27 protein-coding genes and 1 pseudogene are annotated in these 20,827 nt (G+C 72.5%); 15 read left to right on the forward strand and 13 right to left on the reverse strand.

What is annotated here, in order from left to right; genetic code table 11:
- Positions 1-217 precede the first annotated feature (217 nt).
- The 3 genes from ABD324_RS26050 to ABD324_RS26060 are packed head-to-tail and all read left to right on the forward strand — an operon-like array spanning position 218 to position 2,726.
- Complete coding sequence (locus tag ABD324_RS26050; RefSeq protein ID WP_344422457.1) at positions 218-892, forward strand: response regulator transcription factor; 675 nt, start codon at positions 218-220, stop codon at positions 890-892.
- Positions 889-2,106, forward strand: a complete 1,218-nt coding sequence (locus ABD324_RS26055; RefSeq protein WP_344422460.1) for a sensor histidine kinase — start codon at positions 889-891, stop codon at positions 2,104-2,106. Before ABD324_RS26050 ends, ABD324_RS26055 begins: the two co-directional genes overlap by 4 nt.
- A gap of 53 nt (positions 2,107-2,159) precedes the next feature.
- Complete coding sequence (locus tag ABD324_RS26060; RefSeq protein ID WP_344422463.1) at positions 2,160-2,726, forward strand: DUF2231 domain-containing protein; 567 nt, start codon at positions 2,160-2,162, stop codon at positions 2,724-2,726.
- 92 nt (positions 2,727-2,818) lie between these two features.
- Here ABD324_RS26060 and ABD324_RS26065 read toward each other — a convergent pair whose 3' ends face one another.
- The gene (locus tag ABD324_RS26065; RefSeq protein ID WP_344422466.1) at positions 2,819-3,013 is read right to left on the reverse strand and encodes a hypothetical protein; all 195 of its coding nucleotides are present in this window, start codon (positions 3,011-3,013) and stop codon (positions 2,819-2,821) included.
- Between the two features lie 116 nt (positions 3,014-3,129).
- Here ABD324_RS26065 and ABD324_RS26070 point away from each other — a divergent pair, with 116 nt between their 5' ends.
- The 3 genes from ABD324_RS26070 to ABD324_RS26080 are packed head-to-tail and all read left to right on the forward strand — an operon-like array spanning position 3,130 to position 4,195.
- Positions 3,130-3,471, forward strand: a complete 342-nt coding sequence (locus tag ABD324_RS26070; protein ID WP_344422468.1) for an ArsR/SmtB family transcription factor — start codon at positions 3,130-3,132, stop codon at positions 3,469-3,471.
- Entirely contained in the window at positions 3,468-3,944 is a 477-nt protein-coding gene (locus ABD324_RS26075; protein WP_344422470.1) for an SRPBCC family protein, read from the forward strand. The genes ABD324_RS26070 and ABD324_RS26075 overlap by 4 nt, the downstream gene beginning before the upstream one ends.
- Positions 3,941-4,195: a maleylpyruvate isomerase family mycothiol-dependent enzyme gene (locus ABD324_RS26080; protein WP_344422472.1), complete on the forward strand. Its 255-nt coding sequence runs from the start codon at positions 3,941-3,943 to the stop codon at positions 4,193-4,195. The genes ABD324_RS26075 and ABD324_RS26080 overlap by 4 nt, the downstream gene beginning before the upstream one ends.
- Positions 4,196-4,346: 151 nt before the next feature.
- Here the strand turns inward: ABD324_RS26080 and ABD324_RS26085 are convergent, their stop codons facing one another.
- From ABD324_RS26085 to ABD324_RS26115, 7 genes are all read right to left on the reverse strand, one after another.
- Positions 4,347-4,967 carry a maleylpyruvate isomerase family mycothiol-dependent enzyme gene (locus ABD324_RS26085; protein WP_344422475.1) on the reverse strand — a complete coding sequence of 207 codons (621 nt, stop codon included), beginning with the start codon at positions 4,965-4,967 and terminating at the stop codon, positions 4,347-4,349.
- Positions 4,964-5,410: an SRPBCC family protein gene (locus ABD324_RS26090; protein WP_344422478.1), complete on the reverse strand. Its 447-nt coding sequence runs from the start codon at positions 5,408-5,410 to the stop codon at positions 4,964-4,966. The genes ABD324_RS26085 and ABD324_RS26090 overlap by 4 nt, the downstream gene beginning before the upstream one ends.
- Positions 5,407-5,718 (reverse strand): ArsR/SmtB family transcription factor, encoded by a 312-nt coding sequence (locus tag ABD324_RS26095; protein WP_344422538.1) that lies wholly within the window; start codon positions 5,716-5,718, stop codon positions 5,407-5,409. Before ABD324_RS26095 ends, ABD324_RS26090 begins: the two co-directional genes overlap by 4 nt.
- Before the next feature lie 128 nt (positions 5,719-5,846).
- On the reverse strand, positions 5,847-6,620 hold the full coding sequence (locus ABD324_RS26100) for an ABC transporter permease (protein WP_344422481.1): 774 nt from the start codon (positions 6,618-6,620) through the stop codon (positions 5,847-5,849).
- The gene (locus tag ABD324_RS26105; protein ID WP_344422484.1) at positions 6,617-7,390 is read right to left on the reverse strand and encodes an ABC transporter ATP-binding protein; all 774 of its coding nucleotides are present in this window, start codon (positions 7,388-7,390) and stop codon (positions 6,617-6,619) included. Before ABD324_RS26105 ends, ABD324_RS26100 begins: the two co-directional genes overlap by 4 nt.
- Entirely contained in the window at positions 7,387-7,755 is a 369-nt protein-coding gene (locus ABD324_RS26110; RefSeq protein WP_344422487.1) for a DUF1048 domain-containing protein, read from the reverse strand. The genes ABD324_RS26105 and ABD324_RS26110 overlap by 4 nt, the downstream gene beginning before the upstream one ends.
- A complete protein-coding gene (locus ABD324_RS26115) occupies positions 7,755-8,096 on the reverse strand; it encodes a PadR family transcriptional regulator (protein WP_344422490.1) in 342 nt (113 codons plus the stop codon). The genes ABD324_RS26110 and ABD324_RS26115 overlap by 1 nt, the downstream gene beginning before the upstream one ends.
- Before the next feature lie 244 nt (positions 8,097-8,340).
- On the opposite strand from ABD324_RS26115, the gene ABD324_RS26120 reads away from it, so the two are divergent.
- From ABD324_RS26120 to ABD324_RS26150, 7 genes are all read left to right on the forward strand, one after another.
- Positions 8,341-9,069, forward strand: coding sequence for a DUF4118 domain-containing protein (locus ABD324_RS26120; RefSeq protein WP_344422493.1), 729 nt, complete (start codon positions 8,341-8,343; stop codon positions 9,067-9,069).
- 230 nt (positions 9,070-9,299) lie between these two features.
- On the forward strand, positions 9,300-9,401 hold the full coding sequence (gene kdpF / locus ABD324_RS26125) for a K(+)-transporting ATPase subunit F (protein ID WP_344422496.1): 102 nt from the start codon (positions 9,300-9,302) through the stop codon (positions 9,399-9,401).
- Positions 9,402-9,443: 42 nt separating this feature from the next.
- Entirely contained in the window at positions 9,444-11,087 is a 1,644-nt protein-coding gene (gene kdpA, locus ABD324_RS26130; RefSeq protein ID WP_344422499.1) for a potassium-transporting ATPase subunit KdpA, read from the forward strand.
- Positions 11,084-13,150, forward strand: coding sequence for a potassium-transporting ATPase subunit KdpB (gene kdpB, locus ABD324_RS26135; protein WP_344422502.1), 2,067 nt, complete (start codon positions 11,084-11,086; stop codon positions 13,148-13,150). The genes kdpA and kdpB overlap by 4 nt, the downstream gene beginning before the upstream one ends.
- Before the next feature lie 3 nt (positions 13,151-13,153).
- Complete coding sequence (locus ABD324_RS26140) at positions 13,154-13,741, forward strand: potassium-transporting ATPase subunit C (protein ID WP_344422505.1); 588 nt, start codon at positions 13,154-13,156, stop codon at positions 13,739-13,741.
- 15 nt (positions 13,742-13,756) lie between these two features.
- On the forward strand, positions 13,757-16,318 hold the full coding sequence (locus tag ABD324_RS26145) for a DUF4118 domain-containing protein (RefSeq protein ID WP_344422508.1): 2,562 nt from the start codon (positions 13,757-13,759) through the stop codon (positions 16,316-16,318).
- Positions 16,315-17,049, forward strand: coding sequence for a response regulator (locus ABD324_RS26150; RefSeq protein WP_344422511.1), 735 nt, complete (start codon positions 16,315-16,317; stop codon positions 17,047-17,049). Before ABD324_RS26145 ends, ABD324_RS26150 begins: the two co-directional genes overlap by 4 nt.
- A 104-nt stretch (positions 17,050-17,153) precedes the next feature.
- Here the strand turns inward: ABD324_RS26150 and ABD324_RS26155 are convergent, their stop codons facing one another.
- Entirely contained in the window at positions 17,154-17,642 is a 489-nt protein-coding gene (locus ABD324_RS26155; protein ID WP_425565902.1) for a hypothetical protein, read from the reverse strand.
- Between the two features lie 333 nt (positions 17,643-17,975).
- Between ABD324_RS26155 and ABD324_RS26160 the strand changes: the two genes are divergently transcribed.
- Entirely contained in the window at positions 17,976-18,872 is an 897-nt protein-coding gene (locus ABD324_RS26160) for an acyl-CoA desaturase (RefSeq protein WP_344422541.1), read from the forward strand.
- A 25-nt stretch (positions 18,873-18,897) separates the two neighbouring features.
- Here the strand turns inward: ABD324_RS26160 and ABD324_RS26165 are convergent, their stop codons facing one another.
- Together ABD324_RS26165 and ABD324_RS26170 are read right to left on the reverse strand one after the other, a co-directional pair.
- Complete coding sequence (locus ABD324_RS26165) at positions 18,898-19,041, reverse strand: hypothetical protein (RefSeq protein ID WP_344422514.1); 144 nt, start codon at positions 19,039-19,041, stop codon at positions 18,898-18,900.
- On the reverse strand, positions 19,038-19,361 hold the full coding sequence (locus tag ABD324_RS26170) for a PASTA domain-containing protein (RefSeq protein ID WP_344422517.1): 324 nt from the start codon (positions 19,359-19,361) through the stop codon (positions 19,038-19,040). Before ABD324_RS26170 ends, ABD324_RS26165 begins: the two co-directional genes overlap by 4 nt.
- Before the next feature lie 114 nt (positions 19,362-19,475).
- On the opposite strand from ABD324_RS26170, the gene ABD324_RS26175 reads away from it, so the two are divergent.
- The gene (locus ABD324_RS26175) at positions 19,476-19,682 is read left to right on the forward strand and encodes a hypervirulence associated TUDOR domain-containing protein (protein ID WP_344422519.1); all 207 of its coding nucleotides are present in this window, start codon (positions 19,476-19,478) and stop codon (positions 19,680-19,682) included.
- Between the two features lie 69 nt (positions 19,683-19,751).
- Here ABD324_RS26175 and ABD324_RS26180 read toward each other — a convergent pair whose 3' ends face one another.
- Together ABD324_RS26180 and ABD324_RS26185 are read right to left on the reverse strand one after the other, a co-directional pair.
- Entirely contained in the window at positions 19,752-20,384 is a 633-nt protein-coding gene (locus tag ABD324_RS26180; protein WP_344422521.1) for a hypothetical protein, read from the reverse strand.
- Between the two features lie 204 nt (positions 20,385-20,588).
- Positions 20,589-20,827, reverse strand: a pseudogene (locus tag ABD324_RS26185) (AI-2E family transporter); the annotation flags it as partial.

The raw sequence follows: 20,827 nt of genomic DNA on the forward strand, positions 1-20,827 counted from the left end.
GCCCGGTCAGGCGTGGAGTGCGGAGCGTTCGGTGTCGTCGGGCACCCGGTCGCCCTGTGGAGCAGGGAGGGATCCGCCGATCACCGTCGCGGTCACGCGCAGCGTGTCACCGGGGGTCTATCGACCGGCCGTCCGGCTCCGTTACACCTTCGTGACCGGCCGGCTCCGGTGCGGGCTCACCGCGGCGGAACCGGCGGTGAGGGTGATGATGTGCCCCGTGAGCGCCGATCCCGCGGGCCGGCCGCGGCTGCTGCTCGTCGAGGACGAGGGGCAGCTGGCGGCGATGCTGGCCGGTCTGTTCGCCGAGGAGGGTTACGAGGTCGATGTGGCCGCGGACGGGCACACCGGTCTGCACTACGGCCTGACCCGCGGCTACGACGTCGCGGTGCTCGACCGCGGGCTGCCGGCGGTGGAGGGCCTGGACCTGCTGGCCCGGCTGCGGCGCAGCGGGATCACCGTGCCCGTGCTGGTCCTCTCGGCGCTCGGCAATCCGGCGGACCGGGTCGCGGGCCTCGACGCCGGCGCCGAGGACTACCTGGCCAAGCCCTTCGACGTTGAGGAGCTCCTCGCCCGGCTCCGCGCGCTGCGCCGCCGTCACCTGGACACGGCCCGGACCCTGCCGCTCGCGGCGGGACGGCTGGATCTCGACGCCCGCGAGGTCGTCACCGGATCCGGCCGGGTCGCCCTGTCCGAGCGCGAGTGCGACCTGCTGGCCACGCTCGCGGGCCGCCCGCGGCAGGTCTTCGGCCGCGACGACCTGCTCGCGCTGGCGTTCCCCGAGGCCGGCAACCCGGTCGTCGTGGACACCTACGTGCACTACCTGCGGCGCAAGCTCGGCCGCGGGGTGGTCGAGACCGTGCGGGGCCGCGGCTACCGGCTCGGTGCCGGGTGAGCCCGCCGGCCGGGGAGGCGGTGCTCGCCCGCCGGGCCGCCGTGCGCTTCGGGATCCAGGCCGCGGGGGTCGCCGCGCTGCTGGTCGTGGTGCTCACCGGGGTGGCGGTCGTCGTGCTGGTCGGCGCCCAGAAGGCTCAGGTCACCGACCAGCTGGACGGGGCGATCGCCCGCGCGGACGATGTCGACGACCCACCCGCCGGCATGTGGCTGATCACGCGGGACCCGGCCGGTCGCACCGACGCGACCTCCGGGCTGCCCGGCGCCGTGGCCGACACGGCGGCGCTCGACGCCGCGGCGGCCGGTGGGGACCCGCCGGCCGTGGAACGCAACGTCGACGACGTCCAGTACGAGATCGCGACCGAACGCCGGGCCGACGGCACGACCGTGCAGGCCGTCCTGGACCTCACGGCGAACCACTCAGGCCGCAACCGGCTGCTGACCACGATGCTCGCGACCGGGCTGGCCGGGCTGCTGCTGGCCGGAGCCGCGGGCACCTGGCTCGGGTACCGGGCGTTGCGTCCGCTGTCGGCGTCCCTGGCGCTGCAACGTCGTTTCGTCGCGGACGCCGGCCACGAGCTGCGGACCCCGCTCACGCTGCTCGGCACCCGTGCCCAGCTGCTGCGCCGCCGGCTGTACCGCGATCCGGGTGCCGACGCGACCGTGCTCGGTGAGGTCGAGGGGATCGTCGCCGACAGCGGACGGTTGGCCGCGATCCTGGAGGACCTGCTGCTCGCCGCGGACCCGCTGGCAGACCGGCCCCGCGAGCCGGTCGACCTGGCCGCGTTGGCGGCGGAGGTGGTGGCCGCCGCGGAGGCGGACGCGGACGGTCACGAGATCGTCCTGCGCGTCGACGCCCCCGCACCGGTGGTCGTCGTGGGCTCGGCCGCAGCGTTGCGCCGCGCGCTGACGGCGTTGGCGGACAACGCCGTCCGGCACGCGCGGGCCACCGTGACGGTCGCGGTGCGCGCCCCGGGCGTGCTCGAGGTGCACGACGACGGCGAGGGCGTCGATCCCGCTCTGGCACCGCGGCTGTTCGCGCGGTTCGCCACGGGTGGGCGGCCCTCCGACCCCGGCCGGCGCCGCTACGGGCTGGGGCTCGCGCTGGTCGCGGAGATCGCGGCGGCCCACGGTGGCCGGGTCGAACTGGTGCCGGGCGGGGCGGGGGCGAGGTTCCGCCTCACGCTGCCGGCCGGTGCTCCAAGGAACCTCTGAGAAACGACGGCGACGATTGCGGTCGTCCGCTCGTCCCTCTCGGAAGGCCCCCGGTGCCCACGTTCCTGTCCGGACTCCCGCTGCATCCGCTCGTCGTCCACGCGGTGGTCGTGCTGGTGCCGGCCGCGGTGGTCGGGGCGGTCCTCGTCGCGGTGTGGCCCGCCGCCCGGCGCCGATGGGGATGGTCGGTGGTCGTCGTGACGGCCCTGGCGGCGATCTCGGTCCCGCTGGCCACGAGCACCGGTGAGGGTCTCGAGCACAACCTGCCCCACACGGCGGCCATCGAGACCCACGCCGAGCTGGGCGACCAGCTGCTGGTGTTCGTCGCACCTCTTCTCGTCGTGGTCCTGGCACTGGTCCTCGTCGATCACCTGCGGCGCCGCGCGGAGGCCGACGCGGCCGCGGCCGCGCGGGCCGCCGGGCCGGGCACCATGTCCGCGCCCCGGGTGACCGGTCCCCGGGCCCGCGTCGCGGTGGTGGTCCTGGCGGTGCTGACGGTGCTGTTCGCCGCGGTCTCCGCCGTGCAGGTCGTGCGCATCGGCGACAGCGGCGCCCGCGCGGCCTGGGGCGAGGTCCACTACGCCCCCCAGCCGCGCCCGCAGGGCAGCCCCGGCGACTGAGCCGGACCGCCCGCACGAGAGCCGCCGCCGGGCAGGCTCACCCCCCGACCTGCCCGGCGGCCCCGACGAGGAGTCGACCGAGCAGCGACCGGTCAGCCGGTGCCGGTACGTCCACCCGTGTCGACCGAGATGTGGTTGATGGGCTTGCCGAGTCGTTGCCGCGAGCCGAAGTCCTTCGTCCGGACGTAGACGACGGCCGAGTCCGGCACTCCCGCCTCCTCCGCATGCTCGAGGAACCGCCGGAGCTCCGCCAAGGAGGATCGAACGAGCTGTTCGGTCAAGGGCATGCGCAGATTCTGTGCCGTCCCCGGCTGCCCGCGGTTCTCAGGATGACCTGACCCCGGATCCGCCGCCGTCGCGACGGGCTGGCGTGGCGCCTTCCGTGCGTCTAGCCTTACCGTTCGTGGCTGCTTACGGAGACTCCGGGCTCGGGCTCCTGGGAGACCCGAGCCGGCGCGCGATCTTCGAGCTGCTCGCGCGGCGGCCCTGCTCGGTGCAGGAGCTGGCGGACGCGTTGCCGATCAGCCGGCCCGCGGTGTCGCAGCACCTTCGGGTGCTGCGTGAAGGCGGCCTGGTCGTGAGCGAGGCCGAGGGGACTCGGCGGATCCATCGTCTCGATCCCGCGGGCGTCACGGCGCTGCGGGCCTGGCTGGACGGGGTGTGGAGTGATGCCCTGACCGGTTTTCACAAGCTGGCCGAGGCGCCCTCGAGCGTCCCGGACGAACCGCAGGAGGACTCGTCATGACCGACGTCGCGCCGATCCCACCCATCACCGGGACCGTGTCCCTCGCCGTGCCCGTCGAACGGGCCTTCGAGGTGTTCACCGGCTCGATCAACTCGTGGTGGCCCCACCAGTTCCACATCGGAGCCGCCGAGGTCGCCGAAGTCGTCCTCGAACCCCGGGTCGGGGGCCGCTGGTACGAGCGCGGTGTGGACGGCACCGAGTGCGACTGGGGTCGGGTCCTGGCCTGGGAGCCCCCGCGCCGGCTCCTGTTCACCTGGCAGATCAACGGGTCCTGGCAGTTCGACCCGGATCCCGAGAACGCCAGCGAGATCGAGGCCGTGTTCCGGGAGGACGGGGCCGGGAGCGTGGTCCAGGTCGAGCACCGGCTGTTCGAGCGGCTCGCCGGCGGCGAAGCCATCAACGCCGCGATCGACGGCGGCGGCGGGTGGGCGCTGCTGCTCGACGGCTACGCGAAGGCCGTGGCCGACCGGTGAGCGCTCCGGACCACATGGCGATGGCGGTGGCGGAGCGCGGTGACCTGGCGGAGCTGTTGGCCACGCTCGAACCCGAGCAGTGGGATGCGCCGACCCTGTGCGACGAGTGGCGGGTCCGCGAGGTGGTGGCGCACATGGTCAGCTACGACGAGCTGAGCCCGTTGCAGACGGCAATCGCCGGCCGCCCCGGCATCACACCCGAACTCACCGGGCCCGGTGTGGCGATCCTGGCCGAACGCATCGGCGACTGACCACCACCCCACCGAGACGGAGTCGGTGACGGCGTTGTCCGTGGTCCGACGCTTCGTGACCCCGCGCGAGGAGGGCACGACTGCCGCGGGGCACGGTGTGACGACCCACCCCCGTTCGGCCAGGATCCTCCTGGTTGCGCGGTCCTCGACATCAGCGAACCCGACCGGCCTCCCGGGCCGGGCCGAGGACGCGTCCGTCGGGGAGGGTCCGGCCGGCGAGCAGGGCGACCATGTGGTGGGCGTCCGCCTCGACGATCCGGTCGCCGTCGCCCCAGGTCCATCGGCCGTCCGGGGTTCGGAGCCCGAGTCCGGTGAGGTCGAGGCCGAAGATCGTTCCGTGTGCGGCCGTGAGGTGATCGAGGATGGCGTGGAGGGCGTCCGGAGGTGCGGTGGGTGCCGCGTCGAGGGGAATGGTCGCGTCGAGGGAGTGAATGACGGCGTGGCCGAGGGCGCCGGCCGCTCCGCCGCCGGGTGGCTGCCATGCGTGCAGCGACGGTGAACGCAACCCGGCGAGCAGGTCGTCGAGGGGGAGCCGGGCGTCCCGGGCTGCGACGGTGTCGGACAGGACGTCGAAGTCGCCACCCGCTGCCGCCATCTCGGCTCCGAACTGTTCCGGGGTGAGCCGCCCGGCCATCGTCATGTGGGCGACGACGTGGCGGACCCCCCATCCCGCGCACAGCGACGGCGTGTCCCAGGTCGCGGGCGGCGCGGAGGCGAGGAGGTCGGCGAGGCCGAGGAAGGTGGGCGCGACGCAGGTCTGCAGATCGGTCATCGGTGGCCTCCGTGAGGTGGGTCCAGGCGTGCGAGATAGGTCTCGAACTCGTCCAGGGAGGTGAGGAACCCGGCTCGTGCCTCGGGGGAGCGCGCGGCCAGGGGTACGTGGCGCTGGTGGATGACGATCTCGGTGCGGTCGTCGCCGAGGTCGGTGAAGGTGGTCGTGGTGTGCATGCCGGTGGCCGGTTCCCGCCAGGCCAGCTGCTCGGGCGGGATGATCTCGGTGAAAACGGCGGACATCCGGTGCCCGGCGCCCTCGCCGATCATCAGGGTCTCGAACCGGCCCCCGACCCGGAGCTCGACGACGATGCCGTCGACAGGGGTGGACGTACCGCGCGGACCCCAGAACATCGCGAGGTGGTCGGGCTCGGTCATGCACCGCCACACCAGTTCTCGCGGTGCACGCAGGATGCGGCGATGGATCAGCTGGTCGTCCGTCATCGCTGCGGGTCCTCGCGCAACCGGTCGAGGTGAGCCTCGAGGCCGTCCATGCGCTCGGCCCAGACCCTCCTGCTCTCCTGGATCCAGGACAGTGCGCTCTCGAGGGCCTGCGGCTCGAGTCGGCAGGGCCGGGTCTGGCGGTGCCGGCCTCGGGAGATCAGGCCGCACCGCTCCAACACGCGCAGGTGCTGGGAGACGGCCTGCACGCTCATGCCGTAGGGCGCGGCCAGCTCCGTGACCGTGGCCTCCCCGCCGGCCAGCCGCGCCACGATGTCGCGTCGGGTCCGGTCGGCCAGGGCGGCGAACATCGCGTCGAGCCGTTCGTCCCCGGCGGTCGTCGTCACGGCACCATTCAAGCAGTTACTTGCTAAAGTGTCTACTTGAATAGTGGAGGGCGAGGTGCTGCCGGGGTACCTCGTGGCACGCCGGGGCCGGCTCAGCTGATCTTGCGACGGTAGGCGGCGACGGCGAGGACGTACGCGACGACCAGGATGCCGGCGAGCCAGGCGAGCGCGACCCAGATCTCCCCGCCGACGGGCTGCTCGGCGAACAGCGCCCGGATCGTGTTCACCACCGAGGTGACGGGCTGGTGCTCGGCGAACCAGGCGACCGGGCCGGGCATCGAGGTGGTGGGGACGAAGGCGGAGCTGATGAAGGGCAGGAAGATGAGCGGGTAGCTGAACGCGCTGGCGCCGTCGACCGTCGTGGCCGAGAGACCGGCGATCACGGCGAGCCAGGTCAACGCGAGCGTGAACAGGACCAGGATCCCGGCGACCGCGAGCCAGGCGCCGAGGGATGCTCCGGTGCGGAACCCCATCGCCACCGCGACGCCCACGACGACGGCGACGGAGACGAGGTTCGCGACCAGCGAGGTGAGCACGTGCGCCCACAGCACGCTGGACCGGGCGATCGGCATGGACTGGAACCGTTCGACGATCCCGCCCTGCATGTCGAGGAAGAGCCGGTAGGCGGTGTACGCGATGCCCGACGCGATCGTGATCAGCAGGATGCCGGGCAGCAGGTAGTTGACGTAGGAGTCCCCGGTCCCGGTGGTGATCGCGCCGCCGAGGACGTAGACGAACAGCAGCATCAGCGCGATCGGGGTGACCGCGGTGGTGATGATGGTGTCGGGGCTGCGGAGGATGTGGCGCAGGGACCGGCCGGTGAGCGCACCGGTGTCGGCCAGGACGTAGGAGGTGGGGCCGGTCATCGGGATTCCCTTCCGGTGGCGCCGACGAGGGCGAGGAACACCTGCTCGAGCGTGGGCTGTTTCCGGACGTACTCGACCTCGGCCGGTGGCAGCAGCGCCTTGAGCTCGGCGAGGGTGCCGTTCTGGATGATCGTGCCCTGGTGCAGGATCGCGATCCGGTCGGCGAGCTGCTCGGCCTCGTCGAGGTACTGGGTCGTGAGCAGCACGGTGGTGCCGCCCGTGGCGAGCTGCGTGACGGTCTGCCACACCTCGATCCGGGCCTCCGGGTCGAGACCGGTGGTCGGCTCGTCCAGGTAGACGATCGGCGGATCGCCGATCAGGCTCATGGCGATGTCGAGGCGGCGGCGCATGCCGCCCGAGTACGTTCCCGCCCGGCGGCCGCCGGCGTCGGTGAGGGAGAAGCGGTGGAGCAGGTCGTCCGCGATCTCACCCGGCTTCTCCAGGTGCCGCAGCCGGGCCACCAGGACCAGGTTCTCGCGGCCGGTGAGCACCTCGTCGACCGCGGCGAACTGGCCGGTCAGGCTGATCGACCGGCGCACGTCGCCGGGCTCGCGGGCCACGTCGAAGCCGTGGACGGTCGCGGTGCCCGAGTCGGCCTGGAGCAGCGTCGACAGGATCCGGACGAGGGTCGTCTTGCCGGCGCCGTTCGAGCCGAGGAGGGCGACGATGCTCCCGCGGGCGACGTCGAGGTCGACGCCCCGCAGGACCTCCAGGTCCTTGTAGGACTTGCGAATGCCGCGGACGCGGATCGCGGGTTCGGTGGTCGTCATCGCTGCTCCTCGCGCTCGGCGCTCTCGACGGCCTCGGTCAGCCGGGCGCGCTCCTTGTCGATCCACTTCCTGCTGTCGTAGGCGGCGGCGAAGGTCTCGGCGAACTCGACCGGGTCCGCGCCCACGATCTCGCGCACCGGCGTGCCGTCGGCGGCGGCGCGCTCCCACAGGTCGGCGAGATCGGTGACCATCGTGGTGAGCGTGTCGCCGTCGACGATGCCGCTGTAGTACGTGAGGTAGCGGTGCATCGCGTTCGCGGCCGTGCCGTAGGGGCCGGGCAGGGCGTCGAGGCGGGCCTTGTCCTGGCGGTACTGCTTCTTCTGCTCGAGCGAGCCGGTGAGGATCTCGATCCACTTGGCGGCCATCAGGTCGTCCTCTCGGTGGGGGTGGTGCGGAGCTGTTCGATGCGCTCGGCGAGGAAGGTCCAGGTCTTCCAGAACTCCTCGAGCTGGGCGCGTCCTGCGGGGTTGAGCGAGTACACCTTGCGGGGCGGCCCCTTCTCGGACGGGACCTTCTCGACGTCGACGAGACCCCGCTGCTCGACCCGGAGCAGCAGCGCGTACACGGTCCCCTCGACGAGGTCGGTGAAGCCCTGCTCGCGCAGCTGCGCGGTGATCTCGTAGCCGTAGGCCGGCCGGACGGACAGGGCCGCGAGCACGATCCCCTCGAGGGTGCCCTTGAGCATCTCCGTCATCTGGTTCGCCATCGCCTTCTCCGATCTACTCGGCGATGCTGAGTACCGGTAGACAGTAACGCCGAGTACCGGTACTTGGCAACACTGAATACCGACGGAGGGTGGCGCACCGGATGTGACGGGCGCCGCGCCGGTCGTCAGTGCCGCGTTCGGACTCCTGCGACGAGATCGCCCGCCCTCGTCCGGTCGGGTGGAGGGCGTCAAGACGGCGTCAAGATCCGTTGCCGGACAGGGGGTGTGGTGCTTGTCTCGGGACGTGAACCGACCTCTCAGGCCCCTGGCGCTCGGCTGGGCCGTCCTCCTGCCGCTGGCGGTCGCCGCGGCGCTGATCCTGCTGCGCGACGTGCTGGCGAGCACGAGCACGGCGCTGGTCCTGGTCCTGGTGGTGGTCGCCGTCGCGGTGCGCGGGGACCGGCCGGCCGGGCTGGTGGCGGCGGTGGTCGCCGCTGCGGCGTTCGACTTCTTCCTGGCGGCGCCCTACTACACGTTCGCGATCCGTGCGGCCTCGGACATCGAGGCCGCGGTGCTGCTGTTCGCCGTCGGGGTGGCGGTCACCGAGGTCGCGCAGTGGGCGCGCCGGGAGCTCGACCGCGCGGGTCAGCGCGAGGGCTACCTCGACGGGGTGGCGTCGGCCGCCCGGCTCGCAGGTGAGGGCGCCCGCGACGACGACGTGATCGACATGGTGCGGCGCATGATCGGCGAGGTCCTCGACCTCGACGACTGCCGCTTCAGCGCCGAGCGGCCACGGCAGGACCGTCCGCAGCTGCGCGGGGACGGCGGCGTGGTCTGGCGGGGCCGGGAGGTGGACGTGGACCGCGACGGCCTCCCGACGATGGACGTCGTCGAGCTGCCCGTCCGCGACGGTGCGGGCGCGTTCCTGCTGACGGCGTCGACCCGGGTCCGTCGGCCGACCCTCGAGCAGCGGCGGGTCGCCGTGACCCTGGCGAACCAGGTCGGTGTCACGGGCGCCGTGCCGCCGCGGTGACCGGGGTCTCCCGACCGTCAAGATCGCGTCAGTATTGCTGGTGAGAGCGTCAAGGTCTCGTGAGGATCGCCCTTTTCCCCTCGCGCGCGACACACACTCTCGTCGGCTCCACCGGATGGTCCGGTGGAGACGTCTCGAGGGAGTTGTCCGGTGGCCGATGTGCTCTACGCACTGCTGCTGGTGGGCGGGTTCGCCGTCCTCGCGCTGTGCCTGCGTGGCCTGGAGCGCCTGTGAGTACCGCCGACCTGGTGACCAACGTGGTGGGCGGGATCGTCGCCCTGGCGCTGCTGGTCTACCTGACGATCGCGCTGCTGCGGCCGGAGAGGTTCTGAGGTGCGTTCCGACGTGCTCGTTCCCGCGGAGGGACCATCGACATGAACGACACCCTTGCCGGCCTGCTGCAGGTCGTGCTCCTGCTGGTGCTGCTCGCCGCCTGCTATGCCCCGCTCGGGGACTACATGGCGAAGGTCTTCACCACCGAGCGGCACTGGCGCGCCGAGACCCTGCTCTACCGCCTGGTGCGCGTCGATCCGTCCTCGGGTCAGCGGTGGCCGGTGTACGCGGCCGGCGTGCTGGCCTTCTCGTTGGTCTCGGTGGTGCTGCTCTACCTGCTGCAGCGGTTGCAGGCCGTGCTGCCGGCGTCGTTCGGCCGCGGTGCGGTGAGTCCCGCGACGGCGTTCAACACGGCGATCTCGTTCGTCACCAACACGAACTGGCAGTCCTACGTCCCGGAGCAGACGCTCGGCAACACCGTCCAGATGGCCGGGCTGACGGTGCAGAACGTGCTCTCCGCCGCGGTCGGCATCGCCGTTGCGGTGGCGCTGATCCGCGGTTTCGTGCGGAGCGGCACCGACCGGATCGGCAACTTCTGGGTCGACCTGACCCGCGCCACCGTGCGCATCCTGCTGCCCTTCTCCTTCGTCGCCGCTGTGCTGCTGCTGATCATGGGTGTGACGATGTCGCTCCGCTCGGGTGTGGACGTCGGGGGAAGCACCTTCCCGCTCGCGCCGACCGCCTCGCAGGAGGCGATCAAGGAGCTGGGCACCAACGGCGGGGGAGTCTTCAACGCCAACTCGGCGCACCCCTTCGAGAACCCGAACGCGCTGTCCAACCTCTTCCAGATCTTCCTGCTGCTGGTCATCCCGGTGTGCCTGACCCGGACGTTCGGCACGATGGTCGGCAACCGCCGGCAAGGATCCGTGCTGCTCTCGGTGATGGGCGGGCTGTGGGCGATCATGCTGGTGCTGGCCTGGCTCGCCGAGACCCACCCCACCGGGGCGGCCGGCATTGCCGGTGGCGCGATGGAGGGCAAGGAGACCCGCTTCGGCATCCCGTCGTCGATCCTGTTCGGTGTCTCGACGACCGGGACGTCGACGGGGGCGATCAACTCGTGGCACGACAGCTACTCCGGAGGCGCGGGTGGGGTGACGCTGCTCCACATGCTGTTCGGTGAGGTCTCACCGGGCGGGGTGGGCTCCGGTCTCTACGGCATCCTGGTCCTCGCGGTGATCGCGGTCTTCCTGGCCGGCCTGATGGTCGGGCGCACCCCGGAGTACCTGGGCAAGAAGCTCGGGCGCCGCGAGGTGACCGCGGCGGCGGTGTCGATCCTGGTCATGCCCACCGTCGTGCTGGTCGGCGCCGGACTCGCCATCGCCCTCCCCGGGACGCTCGACGCCCTGGGCAACGACGGCGCCCACGGCTTCTCCGAGGTCCTCTACGCCTACGCGAGCGCGGCCAACAACAACGGTTCCGCGTTCGGCGGAATCACCGTGACCAGCGACTTCTTCCAGTCGACGCTGGGTGTGGCGATGCTGCTCGGCCGGTTCGTGCCGATCCTCGCCGTCCTGGCCCTCGCGGGCTCGCTGGCGCAGCAGAAACGCGTGGAGGCCGGCGCGGGCACGCTCGCCACGGACAAGCCGCTGTTCGGCGTCCTCGTCGGCGGCACGATCGTCCTCGTCGCCGCTCTCACCTTCTTCCCGGCGCTCGCGCTGGGTCCCCTTGCGGAGGCACTCGCATGACCGCCACCCTCGAAAGGCCCGTCGAGTCGACGGGTACGCCGGTCAAGGCCGGCGCGTTCCGGCCCGCCCAGCTCTGGGCGTCGCTGCCCGACGCGCTGCGCAAGCTCGACCCCCGCACCCAGCTCCGCAACCCCGTCATGTTCGTGGTGTGGATCGGGTCCGTGCTGGTGACGCTGGACGCGATCTGGCAGCCGACGCTGTTCGGCTGGCTGATCGCCGTCTGGCTCTGGTTCACCGTGCTGTTCGCGAACCTCGCCGAGGCGGTCGCGGAGGGCCGCGGCAAGGCGCAGGCCGAGTCGCTGCGCAAGACCAAGCGCGACACCGTCGCCACCATGCTCGACGGCAGCACCAAGGGTGCGACCGAGCTGACGGTCGGCGACCGCGTGGTCGTCGTCGCCGGCGAGACGATCCCCGGGGACGGGGACATCGTCGAGGGCATCGCGACCGTCGACGAGTCCGCCATCACCGGCGAGTCCGCCCCGGTGGTGCGAGAGGCGGGCGGGGACCGGTCATCCGTCACCGGGGGCACGACCGTGCTGTCGGACCGGATCGTCGTGGAGATCAGGACGAAGCCGGGTGAGTCCTTCGTGGACCGCATGATCGCCCTCGTCGAGGGCGCCTCGCGGCAGAAGACGCCCAACGAGATCGCCCTGACGATCCTGTTGTCCGCCTTGACGATCATCTTCCTGCTCGCCGTCGTGGCCCTGCAGCCGATGAGCGCCTACGCCGGTGGGGCCCAGTCCGTCGTCATCCTGGTGGCCCTGCTCGTCTGCCTCATCCCGACGACCATCGGCGCGCTGCTCTCCGCGATCGGCATCGCCGGTATGGACCGCCTCGTGCAGCGCAACGTCCTCGCCAAGTCCGGACGGGCCGTCGAAGCGGCGGGCGACATCGACACGCTGCTGCTGGACAAGACGGGCACGATCACCTTCGGCAACCGGCGCGCGACCGAGCTGCTGCCCGTGAACGGGGCGACGGACCAGGAGCTCGCGGTCGCGGCCCGGCTGTCCAGCCTCGCGGACCAGACCCCGGAGGGTCGCAGCGTCGTCGAGCTGTGCGCCGAGCGCTACGGGCTGGCCCCCGAGGCGAGCCCGGAGGAGGCCCGCGCCGAGTTCGTGCCGTTCACCGCGCAGACCCGCATGTCGGGCCTCGACCTCCCGGGACGCCGGATCCGCAAGGGGGCGGCGGCCTCGGTGCTCGCGGCCACCGGTGTGGACAGCGACGCCGATGGTCGACTCCGCGAGCTCCGTCTCCGCGAGGTGACCCGGCTGGTCGACACGATCTCCGACGAGGGCGGCACCCCGCTCGTGGTGAGCGAGAACGACCGGGTGCTGGGCGTGATCCGCCTGTCCGACGTCGTGAAACCCGGTATCGCCGAGCGCTTCGCGGAGCTGCGGGCCATGGGTATCCGCACCGTCATGGTCACCGGCGACAACCCGCGGACCGCCCGTGCGATCGCCGCCCAGGCGGGCGTCGACGACCACATCGCCGAGGCCACGCCCGAGGACAAGATGGCCTACATCAAGGCCGAGCAGGAGGGTGGGCGGCTCGTCGCCATGACCGGCGACGGCACGAACGACGCGCCCGCGCTGGCCCAGGCGGACGTGGGCGTCGCGATGAACACGGGGACGGCCGCGGCCAAGGAGGCCGGCAACATGGTCGACCTCGACTCGGACCCGACGAAGCTGATCGAGATCGTGGAGATCGGCAAGCAGCTGCTGATCACCCGGGGCGCGCTGACCACGTTCTCGGTGGCCAACGACCTCGCCAAGTACTTCGCGATCCTGCCCGCCATGTTCGCCGCGCTGTACCCGTCGCTGGGCGCGCTGAACATCATGGGCCTGCACTCGCCGCGGTCCGCGATCCTGTCCGCCGTCGTCTTCAACGCGCTGATCATCATCGCGTTGATCCCGCTCGCGCTGCGCGGTGTCCGCTACCGGCCCACCACGGCGGACCGGCTGCTGCGGCGCAACCTGCTGGTCTACGGGCTCGGCGGCGTCGTGCTGCCGTTCGTGGGCATCTTCCTGATCGACCTGCTCGTCCGACTCGTCCCGGGAATGTGAGCGATGCTCTCCACCCTGCGCAGGCAGGCCGGCACCGGCCTGATCGTGCTGATCGTCTTCACCGTGCTCTGCGGCATCGTCTACCCCTTCGCCGTGTGGGGGGTGTCCCGGATCCCCGGGCTCTCCGCCACGGCCGAGGGGACCGGCTCGACGCCCGTCGTCGCCGTCGATCCCGTCGCTGCCGACCCGAACGCGGATCCCTTCTTCCACACCCGGCCCGCCGCGTCGTCCGAGGACGTGCTCGGGCCGGCCGACACGTCGACGTCCGGCGGGTCGAACAAGGCCCAGGACTCGACCGACCTGCTCGACACGATCTCCCAGCGGCGCGCGCTGATCGCGCAGCGCGAGGGGGTCGCGCCGGAGGCCGTCCCGGCGGACGCCGTGGCCGCCTCCGCGTCGGGCCTCGACCCGGACATCAGCCCCGCCTACGCCGCGCTGCAGGCGGCGCGGGTCGCCCGCGTGACCGGTCTGCCGATGGCCCGGGTGCAGCAGCTGGTGGCGGACGCGACGGAGGGGCGGATACTCGGCTTCCTCGGAGAGCCGACGGTGAACGTGCCGGGCCTCAACGCCGCGGTCGCGGCCGCACGATAGGCAGGTGAGCACGCGATGACCGAGCCGCCCCCTCCGGCCGGGGAGCTGAGGATCCACCTCGGCGCCGCACCGGGCGTGGGAAAGACCTTCGCCATGCTGGGGGAGGCCCGGCGTCGCCTCGAGCGCGGCACGGACATCGTGGTCGGGGTCGTGGAGACCCACGGCCGGGAGAAGACCGCCGAGCTGCTCGACGGCCTGGAGCTCCTCCCGCGGCGGCACACCCGGGTCGGGGACGAGCTCGACGTGGCGGCCGTCCTCGCCCGGCACCCGGAGGTCGTCCTCGTCGACGAGCTCGCCCACACCAACGCCCCCGGGAGCAGGAACGAGAAGCGCTGGCAGGACGTCGAGGAGATCCTGGCCGCCGGGATCGACGTGCTCTCCACCGTGAACGTCCAGCACCTGGAGTCGCTCAACGACGTCGTCGAGCGGATCACCGGGGTGCGGCAGCGGGAGACCGTGCCGGACGAGTTCGTGCGGCGCGCGCAGCAGATCGAGCTCGTCGACATCACCCCGGAGGCGTTGCGGCGCAGGCTCGCCCACGGCAACGTCTACGCCGCCGACAAGGTCGACGCCGCCCTGGCGAACTACTTCCAGGTCGGCAACCTCATCGCGCTGCGCGAGCTCGCCCTGTTGTGGGTGGCCGACGAGGTCGACGTCGCCCTGCAGCGCTACCGCAGCGACAAGCAGATCCGCGAGACCTGGGAGACCCGCGAGCGGGTGGTCGTGGCGCTGACCGGCGGGCCCGAGTCCGAGACCGTGCTGCGCCGCGCCACCCGGATCGCGAAACGGGCCGGGCAGGCCGATCTGCTCGCGGTGCACGTGCTGCGCGGCGACGGGCTGGCGGGAGCTCCGGTGGGTGCCACGACTGCGTTGCGGCGCTTGGCCGACGACGTCGGGGCCAGCTTCCACACGGTCGTCGGGGACTCCGGGGCGACCGGGGTGGCCGACGCGCTGCTCGAGTTCGCGCGCGGGGTCAACGCGTCGCAGCTGGTACTGGGCACGTCGCGGCGGTCGCGGCTGGCGCGCGTGTTCGACGAGGGCATCGGGGCCCGGGTGATCCAGGAGTCCGGCTCGATCGACATCCACATGGTCACCCACGGCGCCGCGGGATCGGCCCTGCGCGTGCCGCGCCTCACGAACGCGCTCCCGCTGAACCGCCGCGTCCTGGGCTGGGCTCTCGGTGTCGCCGGGCCCGTGATCGCGACCGTGCTCGGCGCGACGCTCGAGGGCGTGGTCGGACTCTCGACCGATGTCGTGCTGTTCTTCCTCGCGACGATCATCGCAGCGCTCGTCGGAAGCCTGGGGCCGGCGCTGCTCGCGGCCCTGCTCGGGGGCCTGCTGCTGAACTTCTTCCTCACCCCGCCGCTGTACTCGTTCACCATCACCGAGCCGGAGAACGCGATCACCGTCGTCGCGATGCTGGTCGTCGCCGTGCTCGTCGCGCTCGTGGTGGACCGGGCGGCCCGCCGTGGCGAGCAGGCCGCGCGGGCGCGGACCGAGGCGGCGCTGCTCGCGTCGTTCGCGCGGACCGTGCTCACCCGGGCCGATCCGGTGCCGCGGCTGCTGGAGAAGGTGCGGGAGGCGTTCGGGCTGCGCTGCGTGGCGCTCCTGGAACGGGAGTCGGGGACCGGGGACGGAGCTCGCGGAGCCGACCATCGGAACTGGCGAAGGGTCGCCGTGTCCGGGCCGCCGGACTGCGGCCGGCCCGAGGACGCCGACGTCGACGTCGAGGTGGAGGACGGGCTGCACCTGATCGGCACCGGTCGATCGCTGCCGGCCTACGACCGCCGCCTCCTGGAGACGGTGGGCGGCCAGGCGCTGCTGGCCCTGCGCGGCCAGCGGGCCGCGGAGGAGACGGTGCGTGCGCAGCGCCGCGCCGAGGTGAACGAGACCCGCAGCGCCCTGCTCTCCGCGGTCGGCCACGACCTGCGTACACCGCTGACCTCGATCAAGGCCGCCATCGGCAGCCTGCGTGATCCGGTGCTGCGGCTCTCCGGCTCCGACCGGGCCGAGCTCCTGGAGACCGTGGAGCAGTCCGCGGACCGCCTGACGGGGCTCGTCGACAACCTGCTCGACTCCTCCCGGCTCGCCGCCGGGGCCGTGGATCCGCTGCTCGAGCAGGTCGGCTACGACGAGGTCGCCGCGCGGGCGATGATCGAGCTGCCCGAGGCCGGCCGCATCGCCCTCGACATCCCCGCCGATCTCCCCGACGTCGTCGCGGACGTCGGGCTCCTGGAACGGGTCGTGGCCAACCTGGTGGACAACGCCCTGCGCCACGGCCGCGGTGCCCCGGTGGCCCTGCGCGCCAGTGCCCACGGAGGCCGGGCCGAGCTCCGCGTCGTCGACGCCGGACCCGGGGTGCCGAAGAAGCAGCGGGAGAAGCTGTTCGCCCCCTTCCAGCGCCTCGGTGACCGGCACACCACCGGCGTCGGGCTCGGCATGTCGGTGGCCCGCGGCCTCACCGAGGTCATGGGCGGCACCCTCGCCGCCGAGGACACCCCCGGCGGCGGCCTGACGATCGTCATCTCCCTGCCCGTCGCCAGCCCGGCGTCGGCCCTGGAACCGGCCCGCCGATGACCGGCCTCGACGACCGGCCGCGGCCGCAGCAGGCCCCGGGCGCCGTCGACGCGGTCCGGGTCCTGGTGGTCGACGACGATCCGCAGATCCTGCGGGCCCTGCGCATCAACCTCACCGCGCACGGCTACCAGGTCGCCACCGCCCGGGACGGTCGCTCGGCCCTCACGTCGGTCGGCGACATCCATCCCGATGTCGTCGTCCTCGACCTCGGGCTGCCCGACCTCGACGGCACCGACGTCATCGCCGGGCTGCGCGCCTGGACCCACGTCCCGATCGTCGTGCTCTCCGCCCGCACCGACTCCGCGGACAAGGTCACCGCACTCGACTCCGGCGCCGACGACTACGTCACCAAGCCCTTCGGGATGGCCGAGCTCCTCGCCCGCCTGCGCGCCGCCGTCCGCCGTGCCGCCACCACGACCGGCGGCGGGGACAGCGCCGTGTCCTTCGGCGACGTCGAGATCGACCTCGAGTCCAAACGCGTCCGGCGGTCCGGCGAGATCGTGCACCTGACGCCCACGGAGTGGGAGATGCTGGAGATGCTCGTCCGGCACCGCGGGAAGATCGTGCCGCAGCGACAGCTGCTGCGTCACGTCTGGGGACCACGGCACGAGGAACGCACCAACTACCTGCGCGTCTACCTCGCCCAGCTCCGCCGTAAGCTCGAGGCCGACCCCGCGCACCCTCGCCACCTGCTCACCGAGCCCGGGATGGGGTACCGCCTCGAGCTCTGAGCACGCAGGGACGGGCGCTCGGAGCCGAGCCCGGCAGGGCCGGCGGTTCCTCGAACGGCCCACCGACGGACGTCGCCCATTGCGTCGTGGAGCTCGCAGCTCGGCTAGCCCACGGTCCAGAGGGAGCCAGGCGCTGAGCTGGACGTCGGAGTGCCGCGGACGGGGAAGAGCCCGGCGCCGGGCTTGCCGATGTTGCCCTGGGCGCATCCCAGATTCACGAGCTCCTCGATGGTGGTGACGCCGTTGCGGTGCTGGGTCAGGCCCATCGTCAGGTCCGCGACACTGTGTGCGGCGAAGAACTCCGGCGTCGCGCGGTCCTTCGTCGCCTCCTCGGCGACGGCCTTCGCGCCGTTCTCGCAGAACCCCGCGATCGCACGGTGCCCGGGATCGGGGTCCGGCCAGGCGCAGCTCGTGCAGTCGAAGCCCTCGGCCTGGTCGAGCTCCAGCAGCGTCCGCACCGTGCGCAGCGGTCCCATCCGCTCCAGCCCGCGCCTCATCGACACGGCGACGGCGGTGGGCCCCGCCGCGTGGTCGTCCGGGTCACCGACCCGGAGATCGCGCTCGGAGTAGTCCTCGACCTGTCGTCGACTCATCGGCCCGCCTCCCTCGTCCTCACGTGAGCAGGTTCGCGCTGCGGGGCGCATCAACTCTCGGCGAGGGACCGACGGCTACGGACGGACGGTGTGTGCCGACGAACATCGCGGGCTGCTTGGGCAGCCGGTTCTGCGGGTAACCCGGGTCCAGACGAACGGCTCGTCCCCACCTCGGTGGCCGGGCCGGTCGCTTCCGCTCGTGACCCCGGCGGATCCGCCGCGACGCACCGTGTCGCACCGCCGAGCGAGATGAGCCCCGTGACCGCAGTCCCTGTTGCAGTTCCTGTTGCCCCGACCCGCCCTGTCGAGCCGTCCGGAGGGGTTGCCCGGCCCCTGCTCGCGGGTCGCAGCTCCCGGACCCGCGCCGGTCTGGTGTACGTCTTCACGCTCATCCCGATGCTGGCGCTGGCCGCGGCGGTGCCGCTGGCCTGGGGCTGGGGGCTGTCCTGGCTGGATGTGGGGCTCGCGGTGGGCTTCTACCTGCTCTCGGGCTTCGGGGTGACCGTCGGCTTCCACCGCTACCTCACCCATCGCGGCTTCAGGGCCAACGAGGGCCTGCGCACCGGGCTGGCGGTCGCGGGGAGCCTCGCGATGCAGGGCGATGTCATCGGCTGGGTGGCCGACCATCGTCGCCATCACGCGTACACCGACAAGGAGGGCGACCCGCATTCCCCGTGGATCTACGGGACGACGCCGGTCGCGCTGGCCAGAGGCGCCGTCCACGCCCACGTCGGGTGGCTGTTCGACCGGGACCGCACCAACGCCGAGCGGTTCGCCCCGGACCTGCTCGCCGACCGCCGCCTGGTCCGGATCAGTGCGTTGTTCCCCCTGTGGACGGTGCTGAGCCTGCTCACCCCGGCCCTGGTCGGTGGCCTCGCGACGCTGTCGTGGTGGGGTGCGCTGACGGCCTTCTTCTGGGCGGGCCTGGTGCGGGTGGCGGTTCTGCACCACGTGACATGGTCGATCAACTCGATCTGCCACATGCTCGGTGACCGTCCGTGGGAGTCGGCGGGCCGGGCGACGAACGTGTGGCCGTTGGCGATCCTGTCGATGGGCGAGTCCTGGCACAACCTGCATCACGCCGACCCGACGTGTGCCCGCCACGGCATCGGCCGCGGGCAGGTCGACCTCAGTGCCCGGGTGATCTGGGTGCTGGAGCGGGTGGGGTGGGCGGACACGGTGCGGTGGCCGACCGCACGCCGCCTGGCCCGTCTCCGCCGGCGGCTCTGAGCCCGCGGTGACCTGACCCCGGAGATCAGTCGGTCGGTTCCGAGCCCTGGGCGTCCTCGGTCGGCTCGGGCTCGTCGTCGCGGGTCTGGTCGACGGTGTGGCCCAGCACCTTCTCCTCGAGACGGTCGACGGTGCCCTCGGTGTCGTGGGGATCGGGGTGGCCGGTCATGTGGGTTCTCCGGGTCGGTCGTCGACGAGCTGGAGCGCGTCGGGCTTGTCGTGCGGGTGGACCTCGCCGGGAGCCTCGTCGGGCGAGGTGAGTGGCCGCGGGCTGACGGGGTCCTCGGGGCCCGAGCGGCCGAACGTCACCCGGACCCGGCCGCCCCGCTCGATGTCGAAGCCTGCCTTGGGGTCCTGGTCGACGACGGCAGCGGCGACATCGGCCGGGTTCCCGATGTCGCTGACGACGACCACCCCGGACTCCAGGCCGAGTGCAGCGGCGTCCGCGCCGGTGAGCCCGACCAGGGCAGGGACCATGGCGCCGCTCATGAGCCGCGCCGCACCGTGATCGTGGGGGTCATGTCCGGTGGTTACCCCGGCAGCGGCCGGCATGAACGCCGTTGTCCGGCGGATCGTCCGCGTCGTCGGCGGGTACCCACCCGCATGACCGAGTTCCGTAAGGGTGACAAGGTGCGCTGGAAGAGCCACGGCGGTTGGGCCGAGGGCGAGGTGCTGAGGACGATCACGTCCGACACCGAGGCCGGCGGCCGGACGGTGCGAGCGTCGAAGGACGAACCTCAGTACCTGGTGCGCAGCGAGAAGAGCGACGGCGAGGCGGTGCACAAGCCCGACGCGCTGGAGCGTCGCTGACGCCGGACGCGCGGTGGGAGATCGTCAGGGATGGCGGGCCCACGGTGCCGTGGACCGCACGGTCGGCGGTCATCCTTGGTCGGTGGTGAGGTGCCGTCCGGGATCACTGTTGGCGCGGGGCCCGGCGTCGAGCCATCGGCGGAACCCGCTCGGGTCGCGGCGCTCGATCTCGTCGAGCAGGCTCTGCCGGACGCTCGCCATCTCGCAACGCCGCTCGGCGGACAGGTCCTGGAGCACCCAGTAGCTGCGCTGCCAGGCGATGCAAAGCGCGGCGGTGGTGATCAGTGACCGCGGGGTGCCGGCCGGGAGCGACGACAGTGCTGTGAGAGTGGGGATCCGGGTCGTGTCCGGGTGTCTCCCCACCGGTGCGGGCCGCTCGGTGCCGGGGCGACGACGGTCGGGCTCGACCTCGGGCGTGAGGAGCCGGTGGTACCACCGGCGGAGGACGTCGGGGCGCCGCCAACCCCAGAGCCCCGCCACGATCACCGCCGGGCTGATGACCGGCAAGGCCGCGGGACCCAGCAGCACGATCACGCCCGCGGTGCCGCCACTGAGCGCGATCACGCTCCCGGCCGCGACGGTGGCGAGGCGCAGGGCGAGGCGACCGTCCGAACAGGCAGTGTGCACGAGCGCCGCCACGACGGGACCGACCAGCAGGAGCGCCACCATCCACAGCGTCAGCACCACGACCGGTGCGCCCACGAGGCCGACTCCGGTGAGTGCGAGGGCGGCCGTCGCGGCAACTGCCCGCGGTACCCGTGCCACCGAGCGTCGGTCGAACATCCTGGGCTCCCCTGGTCGGATACATGCGTCGGGCGCCGACCGGGGTCACGGGACGTGCCCGAAGGATAGGCCGCATCCCCGCCGGCGGCGTGGTGAGATCCGGCCGGGCCGCCCGGCTCGGGCTCACACCTCCAGCTCGGGCTCGCGGTCGATCCCGGGCTCGGGCGGCCCGGTCTGCTCGGGCTCGCTGGTGTGGACGTCGCCGGGTTCGGTGTGGGCGTCGGCCTCGCTGCGCAGGGACCGGATGCCGGAGTTGAGCACGGCGAGCAGCGGGACCGCGAGCAGGGCCCCGGCGACGCCGCCGACGAGCAGGCCGGTCGCGATGGCGAGGACGACCGCCAGGGGATGCAGCTTGACCGCGC

Origin of the sequence: Pseudonocardia ailaonensis (genome assembly GCF_039531635.1) — a bacterium.
Lineage (GTDB): Bacteria > Actinomycetota > Actinomycetes > Mycobacteriales > Pseudonocardiaceae > Pseudonocardia > Pseudonocardia ailaonensis.

Bases quoted from the DNA above. Each gene is read 5' to 3' on its own strand.
- ABD324_RS26065 (WP_344422466.1), bottom strand. From the start codon at position 3,013: ATGCCCTTGACCGAACAGCTCGTTCGATCCTCCTTGGCGGAGCTCCGG.
- ABD324_RS26075 (WP_344422470.1), top strand. From the start codon at position 3,468: ATGACCGACGTCGCGCCGATCCCACCCATCACCGGGACCGTGTCCCTC.
- ABD324_RS26085 (WP_344422475.1), bottom strand. From the start codon at position 4,967: ATGACCGATCTGCAGACCTGCGTCGCGCCCACCTTCCTCGGCCTCGCC.
- ABD324_RS26090 (WP_344422478.1), bottom strand. From the start codon at position 5,410: ATGACGGACGACCAGCTGATCCATCGCCGCATCCTGCGTGCACCGCGA.
- ABD324_RS26095 (WP_344422538.1), bottom strand. From the start codon at position 5,718: ATGTTCGCCGCCCTGGCCGACCGGACCCGACGCGACATCGTGGCGCGG.
- ABD324_RS26100 (WP_344422481.1), bottom strand. From the start codon at position 6,620: ATGACCGGCCCCACCTCCTACGTCCTGGCCGACACCGGTGCGCTCACC.
- ABD324_RS26105 (WP_344422484.1), bottom strand. From the start codon at position 7,390: ATGACGACCACCGAACCCGCGATCCGCGTCCGCGGCATTCGCAAGTCC.
- ABD324_RS26110 (WP_344422487.1), bottom strand. From the start codon at position 7,755: ATGGCCGCCAAGTGGATCGAGATCCTCACCGGCTCGCTCGAGCAGAAG.
- ABD324_RS26115 (WP_344422490.1), bottom strand. From the start codon at position 8,096: ATGGCGAACCAGATGACGGAGATGCTCAAGGGCACCCTCGAGGGGATC.
- kdpA (WP_344422499.1), top strand. From the start codon at position 9,444: ATGAACGACACCCTTGCCGGCCTGCTGCAGGTCGTGCTCCTGCTGGTG.
- kdpB (WP_344422502.1), top strand. From the start codon at position 11,084: ATGACCGCCACCCTCGAAAGGCCCGTCGAGTCGACGGGTACGCCGGTC.
- ABD324_RS26140 (WP_344422505.1), top strand. From the start codon at position 13,154: ATGCTCTCCACCCTGCGCAGGCAGGCCGGCACCGGCCTGATCGTGCTG.
- ABD324_RS26145 (WP_344422508.1), top strand. From the start codon at position 13,757: ATGACCGAGCCGCCCCCTCCGGCCGGGGAGCTGAGGATCCACCTCGGC.
- ABD324_RS26150 (WP_344422511.1), top strand. From the start codon at position 16,315: ATGACCGGCCTCGACGACCGGCCGCGGCCGCAGCAGGCCCCGGGCGCC.
- ABD324_RS26155 (WP_425565902.1), bottom strand. From the start codon at position 17,642: ATGAGTCGACGACAGGTCGAGGACTACTCCGAGCGCGATCTCCGGGTC.
- ABD324_RS26165 (WP_344422514.1), bottom strand. From the start codon at position 19,041: ATGACCGGCCACCCCGATCCCCACGACACCGAGGGCACCGTCGACCGT.
- ABD324_RS26170 (WP_344422517.1), bottom strand. From the start codon at position 19,361: ATGAGCGGCGCCATGGTCCCTGCCCTGGTCGGGCTCACCGGCGCGGAC.
- ABD324_RS26175 (WP_344422519.1), top strand. From the start codon at position 19,476: ATGACCGAGTTCCGTAAGGGTGACAAGGTGCGCTGGAAGAGCCACGGC.